19 protein-coding genes are annotated in these 19095 nt (G+C 62.6%); 12 read left to right on the forward strand and 7 right to left on the reverse strand.

Translation table 11 applies throughout. From position 1 onward, the window contains the following. The first annotated feature begins 120 nt into the window (after positions 1 to 120). Both ribA and FGE21_RS05620 read left to right on the forward strand, forming a co-directional pair. A complete protein-coding gene (gene ribA, locus FGE21_RS05615; protein ID WP_139662318.1) occupies positions 121 to 1209 on the forward strand; it encodes a GTP cyclohydrolase II in 1089 nt (362 codons plus the stop codon). Positions 1210 to 1214: 5 nt separating this feature from the next. Next, the gene (locus tag FGE21_RS05620; protein WP_139662354.1) at positions 1215 to 1715 is read left to right on the forward strand and encodes a L,D-transpeptidase; all 501 of its coding nucleotides are present in this window, start codon (positions 1215 to 1217) and stop codon (positions 1713 to 1715) included. Here FGE21_RS05620 and FGE21_RS05625 read toward each other — a convergent pair. Beyond that, the gene (locus FGE21_RS05625) at positions 1707 to 2363 is read right to left on the reverse strand and encodes a YggS family pyridoxal phosphate-dependent enzyme (protein ID WP_139662319.1); all 657 of its coding nucleotides are present in this window, start codon (positions 2361 to 2363) and stop codon (positions 1707 to 1709) included. The genes FGE21_RS05620 and FGE21_RS05625 overlap by 9 nt on opposite strands. A 106-nt stretch (positions 2364 to 2469) precedes the next feature. Beyond that, the gene (locus FGE21_RS05630; protein ID WP_139662320.1) at positions 2470 to 3417 is read right to left on the reverse strand and encodes a porin; all 948 of its coding nucleotides are present in this window, start codon (positions 3415 to 3417) and stop codon (positions 2470 to 2472) included. Between the two features lie 283 nt (positions 3418 to 3700). On the opposite strand from FGE21_RS05630, the gene FGE21_RS05635 reads away from it, so the two are divergent. The 5 genes from FGE21_RS05635 to FGE21_RS05655 all read left to right on the forward strand — a co-directional run bounded on the left by FGE21_RS05635 (position 3701) and on the right by FGE21_RS05655 (position 9061). Beyond that, entirely contained in the window at positions 3701 to 4189 is a 489-nt protein-coding gene (locus FGE21_RS05635; RefSeq protein ID WP_139662321.1) for a DUF3576 domain-containing protein, read from the forward strand. An 86-nt stretch (positions 4190 to 4275) separates the two neighbouring features. Beyond that, positions 4276 to 6834, forward strand: a complete 2559-nt coding sequence (leuS, locus tag FGE21_RS05640; RefSeq protein ID WP_139662322.1) for a leucine--tRNA ligase — start codon at positions 4276 to 4278, stop codon at positions 6832 to 6834. Continuing rightward, positions 6821 to 7354, forward strand: a complete 534-nt coding sequence (gene lptE / locus FGE21_RS05645; protein WP_139662323.1) for an LPS assembly lipoprotein LptE — start codon at positions 6821 to 6823, stop codon at positions 7352 to 7354. The genes leuS and lptE overlap by 14 nt, the downstream gene beginning before the upstream one ends. Next, positions 7351 to 8379 (forward strand): DNA polymerase III subunit delta, encoded by a 1029-nt coding sequence (holA, locus tag FGE21_RS05650; RefSeq protein ID WP_139662324.1) that lies wholly within the window; start codon positions 7351 to 7353, stop codon positions 8377 to 8379. The genes lptE and holA overlap by 4 nt, the downstream gene beginning before the upstream one ends. A gap of 91 nt (positions 8380 to 8470) precedes the next feature. Continuing rightward, positions 8471 to 9061, forward strand: a complete 591-nt coding sequence (locus FGE21_RS05655; RefSeq protein ID WP_139662325.1) for a glutathione S-transferase family protein — start codon at positions 8471 to 8473, stop codon at positions 9059 to 9061. Here FGE21_RS05655 and FGE21_RS05660 read toward each other — a convergent pair. The 3 genes from FGE21_RS05660 to FGE21_RS05670 all read right to left on the reverse strand — a co-directional run bounded on the left by FGE21_RS05660 (position 9034) and on the right by FGE21_RS05670 (position 11711). Beyond that, entirely contained in the window at positions 9034 to 10230 is a 1197-nt protein-coding gene (locus tag FGE21_RS05660; protein ID WP_139662326.1) for a TIGR03862 family flavoprotein, read from the reverse strand. The two genes, FGE21_RS05655 and FGE21_RS05660, sit on opposite strands and share 28 nt — an antisense overlap. 123 nt (positions 10231 to 10353) lie before the next feature. Further along, positions 10354 to 10965 (reverse strand): enoyl-CoA hydratase/isomerase family protein, encoded by a 612-nt coding sequence (locus tag FGE21_RS05665; RefSeq protein WP_139662327.1) that lies wholly within the window; start codon positions 10963 to 10965, stop codon positions 10354 to 10356. After that, positions 10962 to 11711, reverse strand: coding sequence for an SDR family oxidoreductase (locus FGE21_RS05670; RefSeq protein WP_139662328.1), 750 nt, complete (start codon positions 11709 to 11711; stop codon positions 10962 to 10964). The genes FGE21_RS05665 and FGE21_RS05670 overlap by 4 nt, the downstream gene beginning before the upstream one ends. Before the next feature lie 131 nt (positions 11712 to 11842). Between FGE21_RS05670 and FGE21_RS05675 the strand changes: the two genes are divergently transcribed. The 5 genes from FGE21_RS05675 to lpxK all read left to right on the forward strand — a co-directional run bounded on the left by FGE21_RS05675 (position 11843) and on the right by lpxK (position 17812). After that, complete coding sequence (locus FGE21_RS05675) at positions 11843 to 13360, forward strand: DUF2125 domain-containing protein (RefSeq protein ID WP_139662329.1); 1518 nt, start codon at positions 11843 to 11845, stop codon at positions 13358 to 13360. A gap of 134 nt (positions 13361 to 13494) precedes the next feature. Continuing rightward, positions 13495 to 14841, forward strand: coding sequence for a TldD/PmbA family protein (locus FGE21_RS05680; RefSeq protein ID WP_139662330.1), 1347 nt, complete (start codon positions 13495 to 13497; stop codon positions 14839 to 14841). Then, complete coding sequence (locus FGE21_RS05685; protein ID WP_139662331.1) at positions 14828 to 15628, forward strand: 3'(2'),5'-bisphosphate nucleotidase CysQ; 801 nt, start codon at positions 14828 to 14830, stop codon at positions 15626 to 15628. The genes FGE21_RS05680 and FGE21_RS05685 overlap by 14 nt, the downstream gene beginning before the upstream one ends. Then, positions 15628 to 16824, forward strand: coding sequence for a 3-deoxy-D-manno-octulosonic acid transferase (locus tag FGE21_RS05690; protein ID WP_139662332.1), 1197 nt, complete (start codon positions 15628 to 15630; stop codon positions 16822 to 16824). Before FGE21_RS05685 ends, FGE21_RS05690 begins: the two co-directional genes overlap by 1 nt. Beyond that, entirely contained in the window at positions 16811 to 17812 is a 1002-nt protein-coding gene (gene lpxK, locus FGE21_RS05695) for a tetraacyldisaccharide 4'-kinase (protein WP_139662333.1), read from the forward strand. Before FGE21_RS05690 ends, lpxK begins: the two co-directional genes overlap by 14 nt. A gap of 45 nt (positions 17813 to 17857) precedes the next feature. Here lpxK and FGE21_RS05700 read toward each other — a convergent pair whose 3' ends face one another. Both FGE21_RS05700 and FGE21_RS05705 read right to left on the reverse strand, forming a co-directional pair. Next, positions 17858 to 18550, reverse strand: coding sequence for a DsbA family protein (locus FGE21_RS05700; protein WP_139662334.1), 693 nt, complete (start codon positions 18548 to 18550; stop codon positions 17858 to 17860). Between the two features lie 2 nt (positions 18551 to 18552). Further along, positions 18553 to 19077: a DUF721 domain-containing protein gene (locus tag FGE21_RS05705; RefSeq protein ID WP_139662335.1), complete on the reverse strand. Its 525-nt coding sequence runs from the start codon at positions 19075 to 19077 to the stop codon at positions 18553 to 18555. Positions 19078 to 19095 lie beyond the last annotated feature (18 nt).

Consider the following 19095-nt stretch of genomic DNA (forward strand, 5'->3'; position numbering starts at 1 on the left):
AAGAACAAGCTTTGCCGCGTGAATTTCACGGCGACGTGTCCCCAGGCACGGAATTATTTCACTTTCGAAGCGATTGGGCGTAGGAAACACTCCTGATGTTACAGCCAGGACACCGACCGGATGAGCCTTTTGCCGACAATGCTGGAGCGTATCGCCCGTGCCCGCGTGGATCTGCGGATGGGGCTGCCCGTCGTCCTCACCACCGGCGACAGCGCGATCCTGACGCTCGCCGTTGAAAGCCTCACGTCCGAGCGGCTGACGGACCTGCGCGCATTGGGGGATGTAGCGCTTGCGCTGACCGCCCGTCGCGCCGCCACTCTGAAGGCCCGCGCCTATGATGGCGACCTCGCCCGGATTGCGGTGCCGCAGGATGTGGGCCTCGACTGGGTCCAAGCTCTGGCCGATCCGGCCGACGATCTGGCGGCGCCGATGAAGGGTCCGTTGTCCAGCCTGCGCGGAGGCGACGCCAACCTTGCCGCGCTGGCGATCGCATTGGTGAAATCCGCGCGCCTCCTGCCTGCCGCGATCTTTGTGCCCCTGGCGGACGCCGGAGGATTTGCGCTCCGCCACGATCTGACCCTGCTGCCGCAATCGGCTGCAGAGCCGCTTCTCAACCAAAGCTCCCCCCTGCACCCTGTGGCCGCCGCCAGATTACCGATGGCTGCGTCCGAGGCCGGGCGGCTGCATGTGTTTCGGCCAGAAGATGGCGGCGAGGAGCATTACGCCATCGAAATTGGCCGCCCCGACCGCAGCACAGCGGTTCTGGCCCGGTTGCATTCGGCCTGTTTCACCGGCGATGTACTGGGGTCTCTGAAATGCGACTGCGGACCGCAACTGCACGGTGCGCTGGCTCAGATGGGACAGGAAGGGGCGGGCGTGCTGCTCTACCTGAACCAGGAGGGTCGCGGCATCGGGCTTGCCAATAAGATGCGCGCCTATTCGCTGCAGGACCAGGGCTTTGATACCGTCGAGGCCAATCATCGTCTCGGGTTTGAGGATGACGAACGGGATTTTCGCATTGGTGCTTCGATCCTGCGCGAGCTTGGTTTTTCTGCCGTGCGTCTGATGACCAATAACCCGGGCAAGATCGCCATGATGGAAAAGACGGGCATCGCCGTTGACCAGCGGGTGCCATTGCACGTTGGGGAAAACGACTTCAACCGCGCCTATCTCGCCACCAAGGCGGCAAAATCGGGGCATTTGCTGTGACTGCGGTGGCATCGTCCGATCTGGTCCTGACACCCGCCGGGCTGCGGTTCAGGGGCAGGACCCTGCCCTGCTCCATCGGCAAAGGCGGTATCACTGACGCCAAACGCGAAGGCGATGGCGCGACACCGGCGGGGGCGCACAGGATCACCGGCATGCTCTATCGCCCGGACCGGATCCCGCCTCCGCAGCCCTGGGCGGTTCCAATCTACCCCGGCGACCTGTGGTCGGATGATAGCGACGACCTCGCCTATAACCACATGGTCCGCGCCCCGCATCCCTATGGGCACGAACGGTTGCGGCGGGCCGACCCGCTCTATGATCTAGTGCTGCTGACGGACTGGAACTGGCCCTATGCCACAAAGGGGCGCGGATCAGCCATTTTTCTGCATCAGTGGCGCCGCCCCGGATATCCGACCGAGGGATGTCTCGCATTTTCGCGCCAGACTTTGCAGTGGATCGCCGCACGGATACGGCCCGATGCCCGGCTGATCATCCGGTCACGCTGACGCGGAGCGTTCCCCAAAAATCGCCGAGCCGACCCGGACGTGGGTCGCGCCAAGCGCAATCGCCTGCTCAAAATCGCTGCTCATCCCCATGGAGAGGCCATCCAACCCGTTCCGCGCCGCTATCTTCGCCAGCAACGCGAAATGCAGGCTCGGTTCTTCCTCGACAGGCGGAATGCACATCAGCCCCTGCACCGGCAGATCAAGGCGACGGCATTCGGCCACGAACGCATCTGCCTCTGACGGCAGGACACCGGCCTTTTGCGCTTCCTCGCCCGTGTTCACCTGAATAAAAATCTGCGGGCACCGGCCGAGGTCCTGTGCCAGACGTGCCAGCGTGTTTGCCAGTTTCAGTCTGTCTACGGAATGAATGGAATCGACCAGCTCCATGGCCTGCCGGGCCTTGTTGGTTTGCAGGGGGCCAATCAGATGGAGTTGGATACCGTCGTAGCGGGTGCGAAACTCCGGCCATTTCCCGGCCGCTTCCTGCACCCGGTTTTCCCCAAAGACGCGATGGCCCGCCTGCAGGACCGCTTCGACGCGCTCATTGGGCTGCACCTTGGACACTGCGATCAGCTGCACGGAACCGGGCACACGATCGGCGGCAGCTTCGGCGGTGGCGATACGGGATTTTATCTCGGTCAGCGACATCTCGGCCTCACACAACTGTTTTGGCCGAAGAAACACCTTTTGCGCGGAAAAGAAAAGGGCGAGCTCCGAAGAGCCCGCCCCAAAGAACCATGTGGTTCAGATCAGCTTAGAAGGAGAACTTCACGCCGAGGTCTGCCAGTGTGCTCTCGGAAGTGCTTTTAGCAACACCACCTGCGAGGGTCACACCACCGCCCAGACCGTGGGTGAAGCCCAGGCCGTATGCGGTTTCAGAAGAGTCCAGACCACCGCCGGAAACAACAGCTTGGATCGCGGTTGCGGAGGAGATCTCGTAGTTCACGGAGATACCGTAGGCCAGATCGCCGTCAACAGTTGCGGTGTCGAAGATGTCGCCGTCGCCGAGGATGATGGAGTAACCCAGTGCGCCTGCGGAGCCTGCGAGACCCAGGATGTAGTAGTCGCCTGCGTTGTCGTCGTCACCGTAAGCGGCGCCGATGGACATGCCGTTCGCCAGGGTGTAGCCCAGACCGACTTGGAATTCTTCGTTGGCAACAACGGTACCAGCTGCTTTGGTGTCGGTGTAGGACACGGATGCAGAGAAGTCACCAACAGTGTAACGTGCTTTGATGGTGGTTGCGTCTGCACCGCCGGCACCGAAGCCACCGATGGAAGCAGCTGTGTCATACCATACGGAGTTGTGCTCGATCAGAGCGGTCAGGCCGATGCCGTAACCGTAGAAGTCAACCTGGTCGCCGGAGTCGAACACGTCGGAGACGTTACCAACATCAACACGCAGGCCGCCGTAGGACACAGCGAAACCAGCAGCACCCGGGCCACGGCCGGAGATTGCGGAGTTCGCATCTTCGTTGGATTCGAGACGGAAGCGAGCTTCCAGTTTCACACCAGCGTCGGTTTCGGCGATACCGGTGATGTTCACACGCATACGCTGTTCGATGCGGGTTTCTTCTGCGCCGGTGTTGGCTTGGTCTTCGGCGTATGCCAGGCCAAAACGTGCGGAACCGCCGATGGTCAGCTCAGCAGCAGCAACGCCAGCAGTCGCGACAAGTGCGGTCGAAGCGAAGAGAATCTTTTTCATGGTTTTCCCTCGGGTTTGAATTTCGAAAGAAGCAGTCAGCACAAAGCTTCATCGCTCCTCAAGTACGCACATCCTCTCGCTTGTTTTGGGGTAGTGAAGCAAGCATGTGCTGAATTCCGAAAACCTTTCGTCAACAAATTGATGCAAGCGTGCCACAGTCCGTTGTGCCCGCCTGCCTGCCAGACCGCAGCAGCGCAGAGTCTATTAAAGAATAGGCTTGTTGGCGCAACTCGCCTTGTCTAGGAGTATAACAACTGCAAATTCAGGAGCGGGCCCGGCCAATATGCGTGGTATCACGACCTTAGTTCTTCTTTCTTCACTGTGCCTTGTAACAGCCTGCGGCGCGCTGCGATCGCTGGATTCAAGCACCGAGGTCAATGACAGCGACACGATTGTGCTGGCAGGCGAAGGGCGCGATGTCCGCGAGGACCGCACCACGATCTGGGAGGCATTCGGCCCCCGCAAGAGCGAACAGCGCGTGCAGGTGAACAGATACCTCTGGGCCGCCAGCCTGGAGGTTCTGGATTTCCTGCCGGTCGACTCGGTCGATCCCTTTACCGGGGTGATCGTCACCGGCTACGGCACGCCGCCGGGCGGTGGACGGTCCTATCGGGCCACAGTCCACATCAAGGACCCGGCGCTCGAGGCGCGCTCTCTCAATGTTGCGTTGCAGAGCCGCGGTGGCGCAGTCAGCGCGCAAACGGCGCGTGCGGTCGAAGACGCGATTCTGTCCCGCGCGCGCCAGCTGCGCATGGCAGACAAGAAAATCTAACGACCTCGCCACTGAACAACCCGTTATTTACACGTATCAGGAGCGCCGGGTCACCACCCGGCGTTTTCATGCAAAGGACCGCCTAGATGTCGCGTTATGAAGCCTCGGAAATCGAAGCGAAATGGCAAAAAGCCTGGGAAGATGCTGCCATTTTCCAAGCTGAGACCGATCACCAAAAGCCCAAGTACTATGTGCTTGAGATGTTCCCCTACCCCTCGGGCAAGCTGCACATGGGGCATGTGCGCAACTACACGATGGGCGACGTGATCGCGCGCTACAAGCTGTCGACAGGCCATAACGTACTGCACCCTATGGGATTTGATGCCTTTGGCATGCCTGCGGAAAACGCGGCGATGGCCTCGGGCGGGCACCCCAAGGACTGGACCTACTCCAATATCGACACGATGGTTGAACAGATGAAGCCGCTGGGCCTGTCGCTCGACTGGAGCCGGATGTTCGCCACCTGCGATCCCGAATACTATGGCCAGCAACAATCGCTGTTTCTGGATTTCCTCGCCAAAGGGCTGGTCTATCGCAAGAACGCCGTGGTCAACTGGGACCCCGTCGACATGACCGTTCTGGCCAATGAACAGGTGGAAAACGGTCGCGGCTGGCGCTCTGGTGCCGTGGTCGAGCGGCGTGAGCTGACGCAGTGGTTCTTCAAGATTTCCGACTATTCCGAAGACCTGCTGGACGCGCTGGACGGGTTGGAAAACTGGCCCGCCAAGGTGCGGCTGATGCAGGAGAACTGGATCGGCAAGTCGCGGGGGCTGCAGTTCAAATTCGAACGCACCGATGGCGGCGCGCCGGTCGAGGTCTATACAACCCGGCCCGACACGCTGATGGGGGCGTCCTTTGTGGGGATCTCGCCCGACCATCCGATTGCCCGGCAGCTGGAGGCCGAATCGCCCGAGATCGCGAGTTTCGTGGCGGAGTGCCGCAAAGGCGGCACCACCGAAGAGGCGATCGAGACGGCAGAAAAGCTCGGCTATGATACCGGCCTGCGGGTCAAGCATCCCCTCGATCCGAATTGGGAGCTGCCCGTCTGGATCGCCAATTTCATTCTGATGGACTATGGCACCGGCGCCGTCTTTGCCTGTCCTGCCCATGACCAGCGCGATTTTGAGTTTGCCAGCAAATACGACCTGCCGATCATCCCGGTGCTGGAGCCCCTCGATGGCGCGGGCGAGTTGACCGAAGCCTACGTGCCTGCGAAGGCCGAAAAGGTCCGCTACATCAAAGGCTTTGCCGGCAGCGAGGAACAGACCGGAGAAGAGGGCGTGGATGCCGCCGTCGACAAGGCGGAGGCAGAAGGCTGGGGCGAAGGGGTGACCAAATTCCGCCTGCGCGACTGGGGCCTGTCCCGTCAACGCTATTGGGGCTGCCCGATCCCCGTTGTCCACTGTGACGCCTGCGGCGTTGTGCCGGAGAAGAAGGAAAACCTGCCGATCGCCCTGCCCTATGACGAAGATGGCACGGCAATAGACTTTTCCGTGCCCGGCAACCCGCTGGACCGGCATCCAAGCTGGCGCGATTGCGCATGCCCCGCCTGTGGCAAACCTGCGCAACGCGAAACCGACACGATGGATACCTTCGTTGATTCGAGCTGGTATTTCGCCCGTTTCACCGCACCGCGGGCCGAAACGCCGACCGATCTCGAGGCGGCCAGCTACTGGATGAACGTTGATCAGTATATCGGCGGCGTCGAACATGCGATTTTGCACCTGCTCTATTCGCGCTTTTTTGCCCGGGCGATGCATATCTGTGGCCACCTGCCCGAATCGGCGAAGGAACCCTTTGATGCGCTGTTCACCCAAGGCATGGTGACCCACGCAATCTATCAGAGCGAAGGCGGCAATGGCCGTCCGGTCTATCACTACCCGGAAGAAGTGGATCTGCGCGACGGCAAGGCGATCCTGAAGGACACAGGGCAGGAGGTGAAGATCATCCCCTCGGCCAAGATGTCCAAGTCGAAGAACAACGTGGTCGACCCGCTGCACATCATCTCGGCCTTTGGCGCGGATACCGCACGCTGGTTCGTGCTGTCCGATTCTCCGCCGGAACGCGACGTGGAATGGACGGCATCCGGGGCTGAGGCTGCTTTCAAACATCTGGCGCGCGTCTACCGCCTTGCCTCCGAGGCGGCGACTGCAACAGGAGAGGGCACGGGTGATGAGGAGCTGCGTCGCGAAATGCACAAGGCCATCCGCGACGTCACGCTGGGGATCGAAAGCTTCGGCTTCAACGCCTCCATTGCCAAGCTCTATGGGTTCACCAACACATTGGCGAAATCCAAGGCGGGCGCAGCAACCAAGAAGGAGGCGGCCAGGGTGCTGGCACAGCTGATGTCTCCGATGACACCCCACCTCGCGGAGGCCATGTGGGAAATGCTGGAGGGCGAGGGGCTGGTGGCCAATGCTCCATGGCCGCAGGCGGATGAGGCAATGCTCGTCGAGGCCAGCGTCACCCTACCGATCCAGATCAATGGCAAGCGGCGCGCGGAAATCACCGTTGCGGCCGATCTCGACAAGGCAGAGGTTGAAAAACTGGCGCTGGCGCATGAAGCTGTGCAGCGGGTGTTGGACGGCGCAGCACCGAAGAAAGTGATCGTGGTGCCGGGGCGGATCGTCAATGTTGTTGCCTGACCGACGCAGATTGCTGAATGCTGTGATGGCCGGAGCCCTGAGCTTCGGCCTCTCGGCCTGCGGATTTGAGCCGGTCTACGGTCCCGGCGGCACCGCCTCGGCCCTTCGCGAAAACGTTGTGGTGCAATCGCCGGAGACAATCGGCGCGCCGCGCGATGCGGATGCCTACTACCTCGTGCGGCAACTGGAGACACGTCTGGGCCGCTCCGGCGCGCCGGACTACCGGTTGAACCTGTCGCTCACGACCGAAGAGGTCGGACAGGCGATCACGGCAGACGGTGATATCACCCGCTATTCCCTGACCGGATCGGCCGGATATACTCTGGTCCGCCTGTCTGACGGCCGGATCGTCGGCAGCGGAGAGATCTCAACCTTCACTGGCTACTCCGCCAGCGGGACGACCGTGCAGACCCTCGCCAGTGAAACCGACGCCCACGAACGGCTCATGGTCATGCTCGCCGATCAGATCGTGACGCGGCTCTATGCGACGCCGGGGCTGGGTGTGCCCGAAGACCAATGAAACTCAGCCCGCGCGAGGCAGAGGGCTATTTCGCCCGTCCCGATCCGAACCGAACCGGTTTGCTGATCTACGGCCCCGACGCGATGCGGGTCTCTCTCAAGCGGCAGCAGATGCTGGCAGCGCTCCTTGGGGCCGGAGCGGAAGAGGAAATGCGCCTTGCCCGTATGCCTGCGGGGGATCTGCGAAAAGACCCGGCACAGCTGCTGGATGCGGTCAAGGCGGTTGGTTTCTTCCCCGGGATTCGCGCGGTCTTTGTCGAGGACGCGAATGACACTGCGACCCCCGCCATTGTTGCCGCCCTGGCGGAATGGCAGCCGGGCGACGCGCAGATCGTGGTCACCGCAGGCCAGCTGAAGGCGACCTCGAAACTCCGCAAGGCATTTGAAACCCATGCCAACGTCTATGCCACCGGGATCTATGATGATCCGCCGTCGCGGGCGGAGATTGAACGGATCCTGGCTGATACCGGCGTGCGCGACGTGCCAGGGGACAGCATGTCGGCCCTCACCGATATCGCCAACGAGATCGGTCCCGGCGATTTCTCTCGCATGATCGAAAAGCTCAGCCTCTACAAACATGGCGACAGCAGCGCGCTGACACTGGATGATATTGCCGCCGTCGCCCCGCAATCGACAGAAGCGGCGCTGGACGATCTTCTGAATGTGGTGGCCGAGGGCCGCAGCACCGAGATCGGCCCCGTGTTGCGCCGACTGCAGGCGCAGGGAACGAATGCCGTGTCCCTCTGCATCGGGGCCACGCGCCATTTCCGCACGCTCTATACCATCGCTGCCCATCCCGGAGGCCCGGCCCAGGGCATCGGGGGCTTGCGGCCGCCGCTCTATGGCAAGCGACGGGACAGGATGCTGCGGCAGGCTCAGGGTTGGGGGGCGCAGAAGTTGCAAAATGCCCTGACCATCCTGACAGACACCGACCTGCAGCTCCGCTCCGCCGGGCAAAGCGCCCCGGCCCAGGCCCTGACAGAGCGGGCGCTGATCCGCCTCGCCATGCTGGCGCGCGCCCGCTGATTTCTGACCGCCGCATGCGCCGGGACGTAGTGTCCGGCTTGACCTCCTGTGCAGTTGCAGCAACGCTGTCGCATCTGAGGGAGGATCAACAATGTACAAAGTCATCGGAAAACCCATGACCCGCACATTTCGTGTGCTTTGGGCACTGGAGGAACTGGGCGTTCCCTACGCGCTGGATCCGGCCTCTCCTCAAAGCGATGCGGTCCGGGCGTACAATCCGTCCGGCAAAGTGCCCGTACTGCTAGAAGATGGCGAGATAATTACGGATTCCGTGGCGATCATAACCTACCTTGCCGACAAGCATGGCGGCTTGACCGCGCCGACAGGCAGCCTGGCCCGGGCAAAACAGGATGCGATCACCAATATGGTGATAGATGAGATGGATGCGCTTTTGTGGACTGCCGCCCGCCATAGCTTTGCCTTGCCCGAGGAGCATCGGGTGCCGGAGATAAAGCCCTCGCTGCGCTGGGAATTTGGCCGGTCCGTTGCGCGGATCGAGGGGCGGATGACCGGAGATTTTGTCGCCGGAGACAGCTTCACCATTGCCGATATCCTGCTGACGCATTGCCTCAATTGGGCACGCGGCGCCAAGTTCGATGTCAACAGCGAGCGGCTCGTTTCCTATGGCAAGCGGATGCGTGCCCGCCCCGCCTTTCAGCGAACCGCGTCGCTTGCCAAATAGCGCGCCGCCGCCCGCCCGGCCCAGCGCCCGGTGGCCAGACAGGCGGTCAGGAGGTAGCCGCCTGTGGGGGCCTCCCAATCCAGCATTTCCCCGGCGCAGAACATACCCGGGACGGCCGTCAGCATGAGCCCGTCGTCCATGGCGTCTCGGCGGACCCCGCCGGCCGTGGAAATGGCTTCGTCCAGAGGCCGCAGACCCGCATGGCGCACCGGCAGCGACTTGAGGACCTGCGCCAGTGCCGCCGGATCTTGCGGCAACGGGCGGCCGAATTCCTGCAGCACCGCAGTTTTGACCGGACCCAGGGCCAACACACGGCGCAAATGATTGGCCCAGCTGGATTTGCCACGCGGACGGGACAGCCGTTTGGCGATCTCTTCCATGGTCAGATCGGGCAACAGGTCAACCCGCAGCGGATGCTCCGCGCGCAGGGCCGGCGTCAGCGGGTAAAGACCGCCCCCTTCCAACCCGCGCTGCGAGATTGTGGCCTCGCCGCGTCCGCGAAGGTCGCCCGCATGCCACTCCACCGATTTGATCGCAGCGCCAAACTGCGGTGCCATATGCGAACTCCACTGCAGCGACAGGGCCGCGTTGGACGGCTGAAACGGCGCCAGCTTCACGCCACGCGCCGCCAGCAGCCCGGCCCAGGCCCCATCAGAGCCAAGCCGCGCCCAGCTCGCACCGCCCAGCGCCAGCACAGAGGCGCGGGCCTGGATCAGACGCGGCCCGTCCGGGGTGTCAAAGGCCAGCGCCCCGGCGTCCCAACCTGTCCATCGCCAGCGCGTGTGGCGCAGCACGCCCAACCCATCCAGCTCTGCCAGCCAGGCGCGCAGCAGCGGTGACCCCTTCATGACAGTGGGGAACACCCGCCCCGTCGATCCGGTGAACACGCTCTGTCCCAAGCCCCGCGCCCAGTCCTGAACGGCCTGCCCATCAAACGCCCTCAGGATCGGGGCGAGCCAGTCCTGCGCAGCGCCAAACCGGGACAGAAACAGGTCGGCAGGTTCGGCCTTTGTCAGGTTGAGCCCGGATTTCCCCGCCATCAGGAACTTTCGCGCAGGCGAGGGCTTGGCCTCCACCAGCATCACCCGATATCCGGCGCGCGCGATCTCTCCGGCGGCCATCAACCCCGCCGGACCACTGCCGATCACCACAGCGTCACAATCGCTCATGCCGCGTTTGCCATCTGCCGGATCCCGCGCAGCCCTGCCACAATGGACAGCGTCACTTCTGCCACCAATATCTGCCCCATGCTGTCACTCCGCTTGCAGCCACCTCCGCCGCGCCCACTCCCGTCACGAGCAACTCCGAAGGATCGCCGCTGCCCTGTCCGGGTCCGCATCCAGCGTCGGATCGGCCAGATCCCCGGCAACGGACATCAGATCCTCCGGTTCGACAATCCGGTCGATCAACCCGAAATCATAGGCCTCACGGGCGCTGAATTTCTGTCCTGCCACCAGGAGCATTCTGGTGCGCGCAGGCCCGATCAGCGCCCGCAACCGCACAACATCAGAAGGTTGCGGCAGATAGCCCAGTCGCATCACCGGGTAAAACACCTTCAGGCCCGGCACCGCAATGCGGATGTCGCAGGCCAGAACCATGCCGTTCGCCCCACCCGCGACTGTGCCATTCAATGCCGCGATCTTCAGACAGGGCAGCGCAGCGAGCCGTGCTGACAGATCCTCCCACAGGGGCGAGGTCGCAAGACCCGCGCGGGCTGCATCCAGATCGGCCCCGGCGCTGAAGACCTTGCCGACACCCGTCAGGATCAGCGCTCTGGCCTGCTGCGCCCGATCCACCGTGTCGATCAGTTCCTCCAGCATTTCAGGCGTCAGCGCGTTGGCCTTGTCCGGCCGGTTCAGCCGGACCGTCCAAAGCCCACGCGCCGTTTGCGTGCTCTGGATCACACCAGACCCACGCGCTTGCGGATGCTCTCGTCGCGCAGTGAAATTTCCGTCCCGATGAACTCATCCGCATCGGGACCGCACATCCACAACAGCGTGCGCGCGGGCCATTCCGCAGGAATGTGGTCCTCCCAGTCGAGCTGGCTCACCGGGTTCAAGCCACTGGCCTTGATCTCGCGCTGCATTGCCGTGGCAACAGTGCCCGGCGACAGGCCCAGAACGCGAATGCCGTTGTCGCCCTCTTCCAGGTGCAATGCCTGCGTCAGCATCGCCGCGCCAGCCTTTGAGGTGCAATAGGCGCTCCAGCCTTCCAGCGGACGCTGGGACGCGCCAGAGCCGATGGTCAGCACGGAGCCACCGCCGGCGGCCTTCAGATGCGGCAGGCCTGCGTGCATCATGTTGAACACGCCTGTGATATTTACATCGATCAGCTGCGCCCAGTCGGCCGGGGTCGCGTCCTGCAGCCGTGCAATCGGATCAATCAGGCCCGCGTTGCAGATCAGGACGTCCAGGCTGCCGAATGTGCTGCGCGCCTTTGCAAAGGCCGCCTCCACCGCGGCGTAATCCGAAACGTCACAGGCCAGGGCAAGCGCTTTGTCGCCGATCTCTGCGGCCAGCTCTTCGAGTGCGGATGTGCTGCGCGCCAGAAGCGCGACATTGGCGCCAGCCGCGGCAAAAACCCTTGCTGCATCTGCTCCGATACCTCTGCTGGCGCCCGAGATCACAACTGTTTTATCTGCGAAGGTCATAAAATCTCTCCAAATCCTCGTCTGCATCTGTGTTAAACTGCCAAAGGGGCAAGGGTCCAGCGATTGGCGCCTTGACCACGACCGCGCGAACAGAGAGGTTCGCCCCATTCTACGTCAGGAAAGGTTCTTCTATGTCTGTTTCTCCTCTTCGCGGTCTGGGTCTTGTTGCCCCAATCTTCTTGTTGGCACAGGCGGCGCACGCTGATCTGAGCGCCGAGGACGTCTGGTCAGACTGGAAGGCCTACCTAGCTGACGTTGGCTATGAGGTGACCGGCGCGGAGTCGCGGGCCGGCGTTGCTCTGGTCGTCTCCGACATCCAGATGTCGATGACCACGGATGCCTCCCGCGTCTCGCTTGATCTGGGCAAGATCGAGTTTGTGGAAAACGGCGATGGCACTGTCAATGTCCTGCTGCCCCCTCAGTTTCCGATGGCCTTCAACGTGAGCGGCAACGCAGAAGACGCCAGCGGAACGCTTCTCTACTCCCATGATGGCAGCCCGATGGTCGTCAGTGGCGACACCAGCCGCATGGAATATGTCTACAACACCGCCGTTGCCTCGCTCCGGCTCGAAGACTTGCTCATCGACGGCAAATCAGAGCCCTTCGAGGGCACCGCGCTGAACCTCACCCTCAACGACGTCACCAGTGACACCGTCATGCGGATCGATGACATACGCTCCTATACGCAGGTCATGTCGATTGCCTCGCTCGTCTACGACGTTGTCGTGAAGGACCCCGAAGACCAGGGGACGGCGCAGTTCAGCGGGTTATTGCAGGGATTCAAATCCACCGGCGACATGACCATTCCAACGGTCGAGCATCCGGCCGATATGGCTGCGATGATTTCTGCAGGCCTGTCCTATGCGATCAATTTCACCGTTGAAAGTGGCAACAGCAATATCATCGGATCTGACGACGGGGACAATATCACCCTCCAGACGTCCTCTCAGGGTGGCGAATTCAACGTCAATCTCAGCTCTGCGGGTATGGCATACGATGTGGTGCAGACAGACGCCACGCTCAGCGTGATGGGCACCGACATCCCCTTCCCGATCGCACTCAGCATGGCCGAGATGGGCATGAATCTGGCCGTGCCTCTCAGCAAATCTGACGAAGAACAGGATTTCGCCCTTGGCATTGCGTTGCGCGACTTTGCGGTTCCGGACATGGTCTGGGGACTGATCGATCCTAGCGGCGACCTTCCCCACGATCCGGCCAATCTGATTTTGGATCTGGCAGGCAAGGTCAAATTGTTCTTTGACCTCACGGACGAGACGCAAATGGCCGCCGTCGAACAGGGCAATGTGGCGCCGGGCGAAGTGAACTCCGTCGATGTGAACCAGCTACTGTTCTCCGTTGCAGGCGCCGAGCTGACCGGCACCGGCGCCTTTACCTTCGACAATACCGACTTTGACAGCTTCGACGGCATCCCTGCCCCCTCCGGTGAAGCAAACCTGAAGCTGGTTGGAGCCAATACTTTGGTGGACAAGCTGATCGGCATTGGATTGCTGTCGGAAGACGACGCAATGGGGGCGCGGATGATGATGGGGATGTTCTCCGTTCCGGGTGCCGGCGAGGATACGCTGACCTCCAAAATCGAGATCACCGAGGATGGGAAGCTACTCGCCAACGGTCAGCGCCTGAAGTAAATCAGCGCCCATAGCACTCTCTCGAAAAGGGCCGCTCCGGGATGGTGTGGCCCTTTTTTATGACGGCCGGGCCTTGCGGTGTGGCGACGGTCTGGCTAGCTCTTGTTCAGCACCGCTCACTGATGAAGGCCCTCATGACCCAAACTCCGGAAGCACTCTGTCACGCTCTCCTTGATGCCGCCCGCAAGGCCGGTGCCGAAACCGCCGATGCAATGGCGGCCAAGGGCAGCTCCCTGTCGATCGAAGTCCGCGAAGGGGCGCTGGAACATGCCGAGCGATCAGAAGGGGTCGACATTGGCCTGCGGGTTTTTGTCGGGCAGCGTCAGGCACAGGTTTCCTCTTCGGATACGCGTCCCGACACCCTGACGGCAATGGCGCAACGGGCCGTCGAGATGGCGAAAGAGGCCCCCGAAGATCCCTATGCGGGATTGGCAGATCCCGGCCAGCTCGCGGCCCGTTGGGACATTGACGCGCTTGAAATGGCAGACCCGAGTGCGGAACCTGCACCCGACACATTGCAACAGGATGCGCTGGAGGCCGAAGCCGCCTGTGCCGCCGTTGACGGGATTACCCAAGTGCAGTCCGCCGCGGCGGGATATGGCCGCCATGATGTCCACCTGGCCGCAAGCAACGGATTTTCAGGCGGTTACGCCCGCACAAGCCGCTCTGTGTCCTGCGTCGGCATTGCCGGAACCGGCACCGGGATGGAGCGCGACTACGATGGCGACACCCGCACCTATCAGTCCGATCTGCGCGCAGCCGCCGATATCGGTCATCGCGCGGGCATCCGCGCCACCGAGCGCCACGGGGCGCGACGTCCCAAGACAGGCTCCTATCCGGTGCTGTTTGACGAACGGATTTCCTCATCTCTGGTGGGACACCTGCTGGGCGCGGCCAACGGCGCGGCGATCGCGCGCGGCTCAAGCTGGCTGAAGGACAGTCTCGGCGCGACGATCCTGCCGGACACGCTGTCGATCATCGAAGACCCGTTTCGCCCGCGCATGTCCGGCTCCCGCCCCTTTGACAGCGAGGGGCTTCCCACGCAGCGCCGCGCCATCGTCGAAGATGGCGTCTTGACGGGATGGACGATGGATCTGGCCTCCGCCCGCAAACTCGGGATGGCCAGCACCGGGAATGCCGCGCGCGGCATCGGCTCGGTTCCCACTCCGTCGAACTGGAACATCTCCCTGACGCAAGGATCACACACCCGTGCGGATTTGATCCACGACATGGGGACCGGGCTGCTGGTGACCTCGATGATCGGATCCACGATCAACCCCAACACCGGCGATTATTCACGCGGGGCCTCCGGGTTCTGGATCGAGAACGGCGAAATCGCCTTCCCGGTGAACGAGGTGACAATCGCAGGCAACCTGCTGGACATGCTGAAAACCATGGTGCCCGCCAATGACGCGCGGAGATATCTGTCCCGGGTGGTGCCCTCGCTGCTGGTCGAAGGGATGACACTTGCCGGAGAATGACCTGTCCCTTCTGATCTCGGCGGCGCAGGCGGCCGGAGAGATTGCGGGGCAATTCGTCGGCACCGAGGCGCGCAAATGGGACAAGCCGGATGGCGCCGGCCCCGTCACCGAGGCGGATCTGGCCGTGAACCGCTACCTTGAGGACCGGCTGAAAGCGGCGCGGCCCGACTACGGCTGGCTGTCGGAGGAAAGTGACAACGAGACCGGTCGGCTGTCCTGCCAACGGGTGTTCATCATTGATCCGATCGACGGCACCCGCAGCTTTGCCGATGGCTCCCGGACCTGGGCGCACTCACTTGCCATCGTCGAGGATGGACAACCGGTGGCAGCCGTCGTTTACCTCCCGCAGCGCGCACTGTTGTTCGCGGCCGCAGCCGGAGAAGGCGCCACCTGCAATGCCGCCCCCATCGGTGTCAGCCGCTCATCCGATCCCGCAACCGCCCACGTTCTGAGCACAAAGCCCAGCCTTGCCGCCGAGCACTGGACCGATGGCGCGCCTCCGGAGTTTCGCCGCAGTCACCGCCCCTCGCTGGCCTATCGGATGGCCCGGGTCGCCGATGGCTCCTATGACGCAATGCTGACCCTGCGTCCCACATGGGAATGGGATATCGCCGCCGGTGTCCTGTTGCTGCAGGAGGCAGGCGGGATCGCCACCGACCGCAGTGGCGGCGCATTGACCTTCAATCGCCCCGATGCGCTGCAGAACGGGGTGGTGGCGGGCGGACCGGATCTGCACCAGGAGCTTCTGTCGCGCCTTGTCTATCGGGCGGAGGAAAGCCCGCGCTGATGCACTGGCCGCTGGATCCACATAGCACCGGCCCCATGCGCCCCGCGCGCCCGCCGGGCGAGCTTGTCTGGGCGCATGCCACCACGCAGGAGCGTCTCCTCGGGCTGTGCGACATTGGCAATCGCCTCAAGACCATGCGGCCCGACCTCACCATGATGATCACCTGGGAAGAGGAAATGCGACCGCTTCTTCTTCCCGAAGGCTGCGATATCGCGATGGGCCCGCTTTCGCTCGACCAGCCAAATGAGATACGGGCGTTCTTTGACCATTGGAGGCCCGATTTGTGCGTCTGGACAGGCGGACGCATGCGACGGTGGTTGATGAAAAACCTCCGGGACCGGACCTTGCCCGCGCTTCTGGTCGATATCGATGAGGAAGAGCTGCCGGGTCGTGCGTCGCGCTGGCTGCCGGATCAGCGACACCGGCTGCTGAATGGCTTTGCTGAATTTCTGGTCCCCGACGCCGACGTGGCCGAGCGCCTGAAACGGGCCGGTGTGCCATCAGAGCGGATCTGCACCCTGGGCCGCCTTTTCCAATCCACCAGCCCGCCGGGCTGCAACGATGATGAGCTGATCCGCCTGCAGTCACAATTGAGCAGCAGGCCTCTGTGGCTAGCCGCACGGCTGTCGCTGACAGAGCTGCAGACCGTCCTGAACGCACATCGGGCGGCCCTGCGCCTCTTGCACAGGTTGTTGCTGGTTCTCACCGTGGAGACATTGGAGGATCTGGACGCAGCCCGGCGACTTTTGCGCGGCGAAGGGCTGAGGTTTGCCGACTGGGACGCTGGCGAGGAGCCGGAAGACCACACGCAGGTGGTGCTCGGCCTGACCGAGGATCTGGGCCTGTGGTATCGCCTTTGTCCGCTCTGTTTTCTGGGCAATAGCCTGATCCGGGGCGCACAGGGCAGCAACCCGTTTGATGCGGCAGCGCTTGGTTCGGCGATCATTCACGGCCCCGGAATCGTGGCTCATTCGCAGGCCTATCAACGGCTTACCGCGCTGGATGCCGCCGTTCGGATCTATAGCGAGGACGAACTGACAGACGCGGTGCTGCGCCTGTCTTCTCCCGATCAGGCCGCTGAAATGGCCCTTGCAGGCTGGCGCGTCGTGACCGAAGGTGCAGCCATGACAGACACGCTCCTCGATAAAATTCAGGATCTGCTGGACCGAAGCGAGGATGCTGATGCGACCGCCTGAGTTCTGGAATCTCCCGCCTGATCGTTTTGATCTGCGGGCCAGCCTGCTGGCCCCGCTTGGATGGCTCTATGGTCGGGGGACCGCTGCCCGCCTGAAAAGAGGCCAGCCCCTGCAGGCCTCGGTGCCGGTGATCTGTGTCGGCAATCTGAATGCCGGCGGGACCGGCAAGACCCCGACCGTGATCTGGCTGCAGGAACAGCTTCGCGACATGGGCCACAACGTGCATGTGGTCTCACGCGGATACGGCGGCGCTCTGGAGGGGCCGATCTCGGTCGATCCCGCACAGCATGTGGCGTTTGATGTCGGCGACGAACCCCTGCTGATGGCCGCCTTTGGTGAGGTCTGGGTTGCAAAGGATCGCGCGGCGGGCGTGCGGGCAGCCAGCGCCGCCGGTGCAACTGTCATCGTGATGGACGATGGGTTCCAAAATCCCTCGGTGGCCAAGGACCTGTCGATCATTGTGGTGGATGCGGCGCGCGGCTTCGGCAATGGGCGTTGCCTGCCCGCGGGGCCGCTGCGCGAAGCTGTCGATGTGGGGCTGCGACGGGCCGATCTGATCCTGTCGCTGGGCGACACGGCCGCTCAGCAACGGTTTGGCGAGATCTGGAGTTCTGCAATTTCAGTGCCCAGAGTAACAGGCCATCTGGCCCCGCTGCCCACGGGCATGCCTTGGTCCGGCACCCGGGTTCTGGCCTTTGCAGGCATCGGTCACCCGGAGAAGTTCTTTGCGACATTGCGCGCGCTCGGGGCCGATCTCTGCCGGGCGGAGGCGCTGGACGACCACCAGTCGCTTGCGCCGAGCCTGCTGGCCCGCTTGGAACAGGACTCCCGCCAGCTGGGGGCGCAATTGGTCACCACCGAAAAGGACGCCGTGCGCCTGCCTGCCAGCTATCGCCACAAGGTCATTACGCTACCGGTCCGCCTGCAGATTCCGCAAGCCGACGACCTGCTGTCGCGGCTGAAAGAAATTGCGCCGCCCCCTGCCTGAGGAAGCGGCGCAGTCACGTCAGCTATTGCTCAGAAGCTGTTGCCCTCAGCCATCCAGTTCGGCCTCGATCAGCGCCTTGATATCGGCGTAGGGCTGGTTCGACATCTTGGTGCCGTTCAGAATGAACGACGGCGTCGAACTGATATCGTCCCTGGTGGCGTTTTCCTGATACCAGGTCACCAGCGTTTGCGCGTTGGTCGCATCCTGCATGCAGCTCTCAAGCTGCGCCGTCTCGATCCCCGCCAGACGGCCGATCTTTTTCAACTCTTCGACAATCAGGTTCGGATCACCAGCGCGTGCCCAGTCGGACTGACCCTTGAAGAGCAGGTCAGTGATACCGAAGAATTTCTCCTGGCCACCGCAGCGGGCCACCATTGAGGCCCAGAGGCCAAAACGATCGAAGTAGACTTCGCGATAGATGAATTTGACCTTGCCGGTATCGATGAAATCCGCCTTCAGCTTCTTGTAGGCATCCGCGTGGAAATTGGCGCAATGCGGGCAGGTGTAGGACGCATATTCGATCAAAGTGACCGGAGCATCCTCGGCCCCCTGCACCATATCGACGATGGTAGAGGTGTCGACCTCTGCCGCGTCTGTGGTTTCCTGTGCCTGCGCAGCACCTACGAGATTGAGATCCAGAAGGCTGACCTCCCCCTCGCGATCGGCGAAATTATTGATGGCATAGGCTCCTGCGGTTATGGCAACAGCCGCGCAGATACCGGACATGAGACGGGTCATTTCTACCCCTTTCGAGTTGTTTTTTGTCGTGTCAGTACATTGCGCCCAAGCCGCTCGAGTGCTGCGCGCAAATCTTCGTTCTCGACGCCGGTGGCCGTTTCCTGGACAGCTGCCGCATCCTCTGGCGCAACCTCGGTCGGCGTGCGCCCTTTTTTCGGGGCATATCGGAAATCCACCTGACCTTCGGAAAATCCGGTCGGCGCGGTTTGCGTGATATGCACCTTGGAGATGGCGTTATAGCCATAGACCGCGTTGACCTTCTCGCGCAGCGCGGCTTTTTGCATTTCCAGCATCGGCGCATAGGCCCCGGTCGTCAGCACCGTCAGCGTCGCCCCGATGCCGCCCCGGCCATATCCGACCTTTACAGGGCGGGCCATCGCTGCCAGATCGGGCCCGACGATTTCCTCCCAATGGGTCAAAAGGCGAGAGACCGCAAACCCACGGCTTTCGCCTGCCTTGCGAATCTGATCGTTCAGCAAGGAGCCTGTGCGTTTGAAACCGCGTGTGGTGGGTCGTCTGAATGCCATGTCTGTGGTTTTGCGTGA

This window comes from Phaeobacter sp. B1627, assembly GCF_006265095.1.
Classification (GTDB): Bacteria; Pseudomonadota; Alphaproteobacteria; order Rhodobacterales; family Rhodobacteraceae; genus Epibacterium.

Coding starts and splice junctions, on each gene's coding strand:
- FGE21_RS05705 (WP_139662335.1), bottom strand. CDS start 19,077: ATGGCATTCAGACGACCCACCACACGCGGTTTCAAACGCACAGGCTCC.
- lpxK (WP_139662333.1), top strand. CDS start 16,811: ATGCGACCGCCTGAGTTCTGGAATCTCCCGCCTGATCGTTTTGATCTG.
- holA (WP_139662324.1), top strand. CDS start 7,351: ATGAAACTCAGCCCGCGCGAGGCAGAGGGCTATTTCGCCCGTCCCGAT.
- FGE21_RS05655 (WP_139662325.1), top strand. CDS start 8,471: ATGTACAAAGTCATCGGAAAACCCATGACCCGCACATTTCGTGTGCTT.
- lptE (WP_139662323.1), top strand. CDS start 6,821: ATGTTGTTGCCTGACCGACGCAGATTGCTGAATGCTGTGATGGCCGGA.
- FGE21_RS05700 (WP_139662334.1), bottom strand. CDS start 18,550: ATGACCCGTCTCATGTCCGGTATCTGCGCGGCTGTTGCCATAACCGCA.
- FGE21_RS05630 (WP_139662320.1), bottom strand. CDS start 3,417: ATGAAAAAGATTCTCTTCGCTTCGACCGCACTTGTCGCGACTGCTGGC.
- FGE21_RS05675 (WP_139662329.1), top strand. CDS start 11,843: ATGTCTGTTTCTCCTCTTCGCGGTCTGGGTCTTGTTGCCCCAATCTTC.
- leuS (WP_139662322.1), top strand. CDS start 4,276: ATGTCGCGTTATGAAGCCTCGGAAATCGAAGCGAAATGGCAAAAAGCC.
- FGE21_RS05635 (WP_139662321.1), top strand. CDS start 3,701: ATGCGTGGTATCACGACCTTAGTTCTTCTTTCTTCACTGTGCCTTGTA.
- FGE21_RS05690 (WP_139662332.1), top strand. CDS start 15,628: ATGCACTGGCCGCTGGATCCACATAGCACCGGCCCCATGCGCCCCGCG.
- FGE21_RS05660 (WP_139662326.1), bottom strand. CDS start 10,230: ATGAGCGATTGTGACGCTGTGGTGATCGGCAGTGGTCCGGCGGGGTTG.
- FGE21_RS05625 (WP_139662319.1), bottom strand. CDS start 2,363: ATGTCGCTGACCGAGATAAAATCCCGTATCGCCACCGCCGAAGCTGCC.
- ribA (WP_139662318.1), top strand. CDS start 121: ATGAGCCTTTTGCCGACAATGCTGGAGCGTATCGCCCGTGCCCGCGTG.
- FGE21_RS05680 (WP_139662330.1), top strand. CDS start 13,495: ATGACCCAAACTCCGGAAGCACTCTGTCACGCTCTCCTTGATGCCGCC.
- FGE21_RS05670 (WP_139662328.1), bottom strand. CDS start 11,711: ATGACCTTCGCAGATAAAACAGTTGTGATCTCGGGCGCCAGCAGAGGT.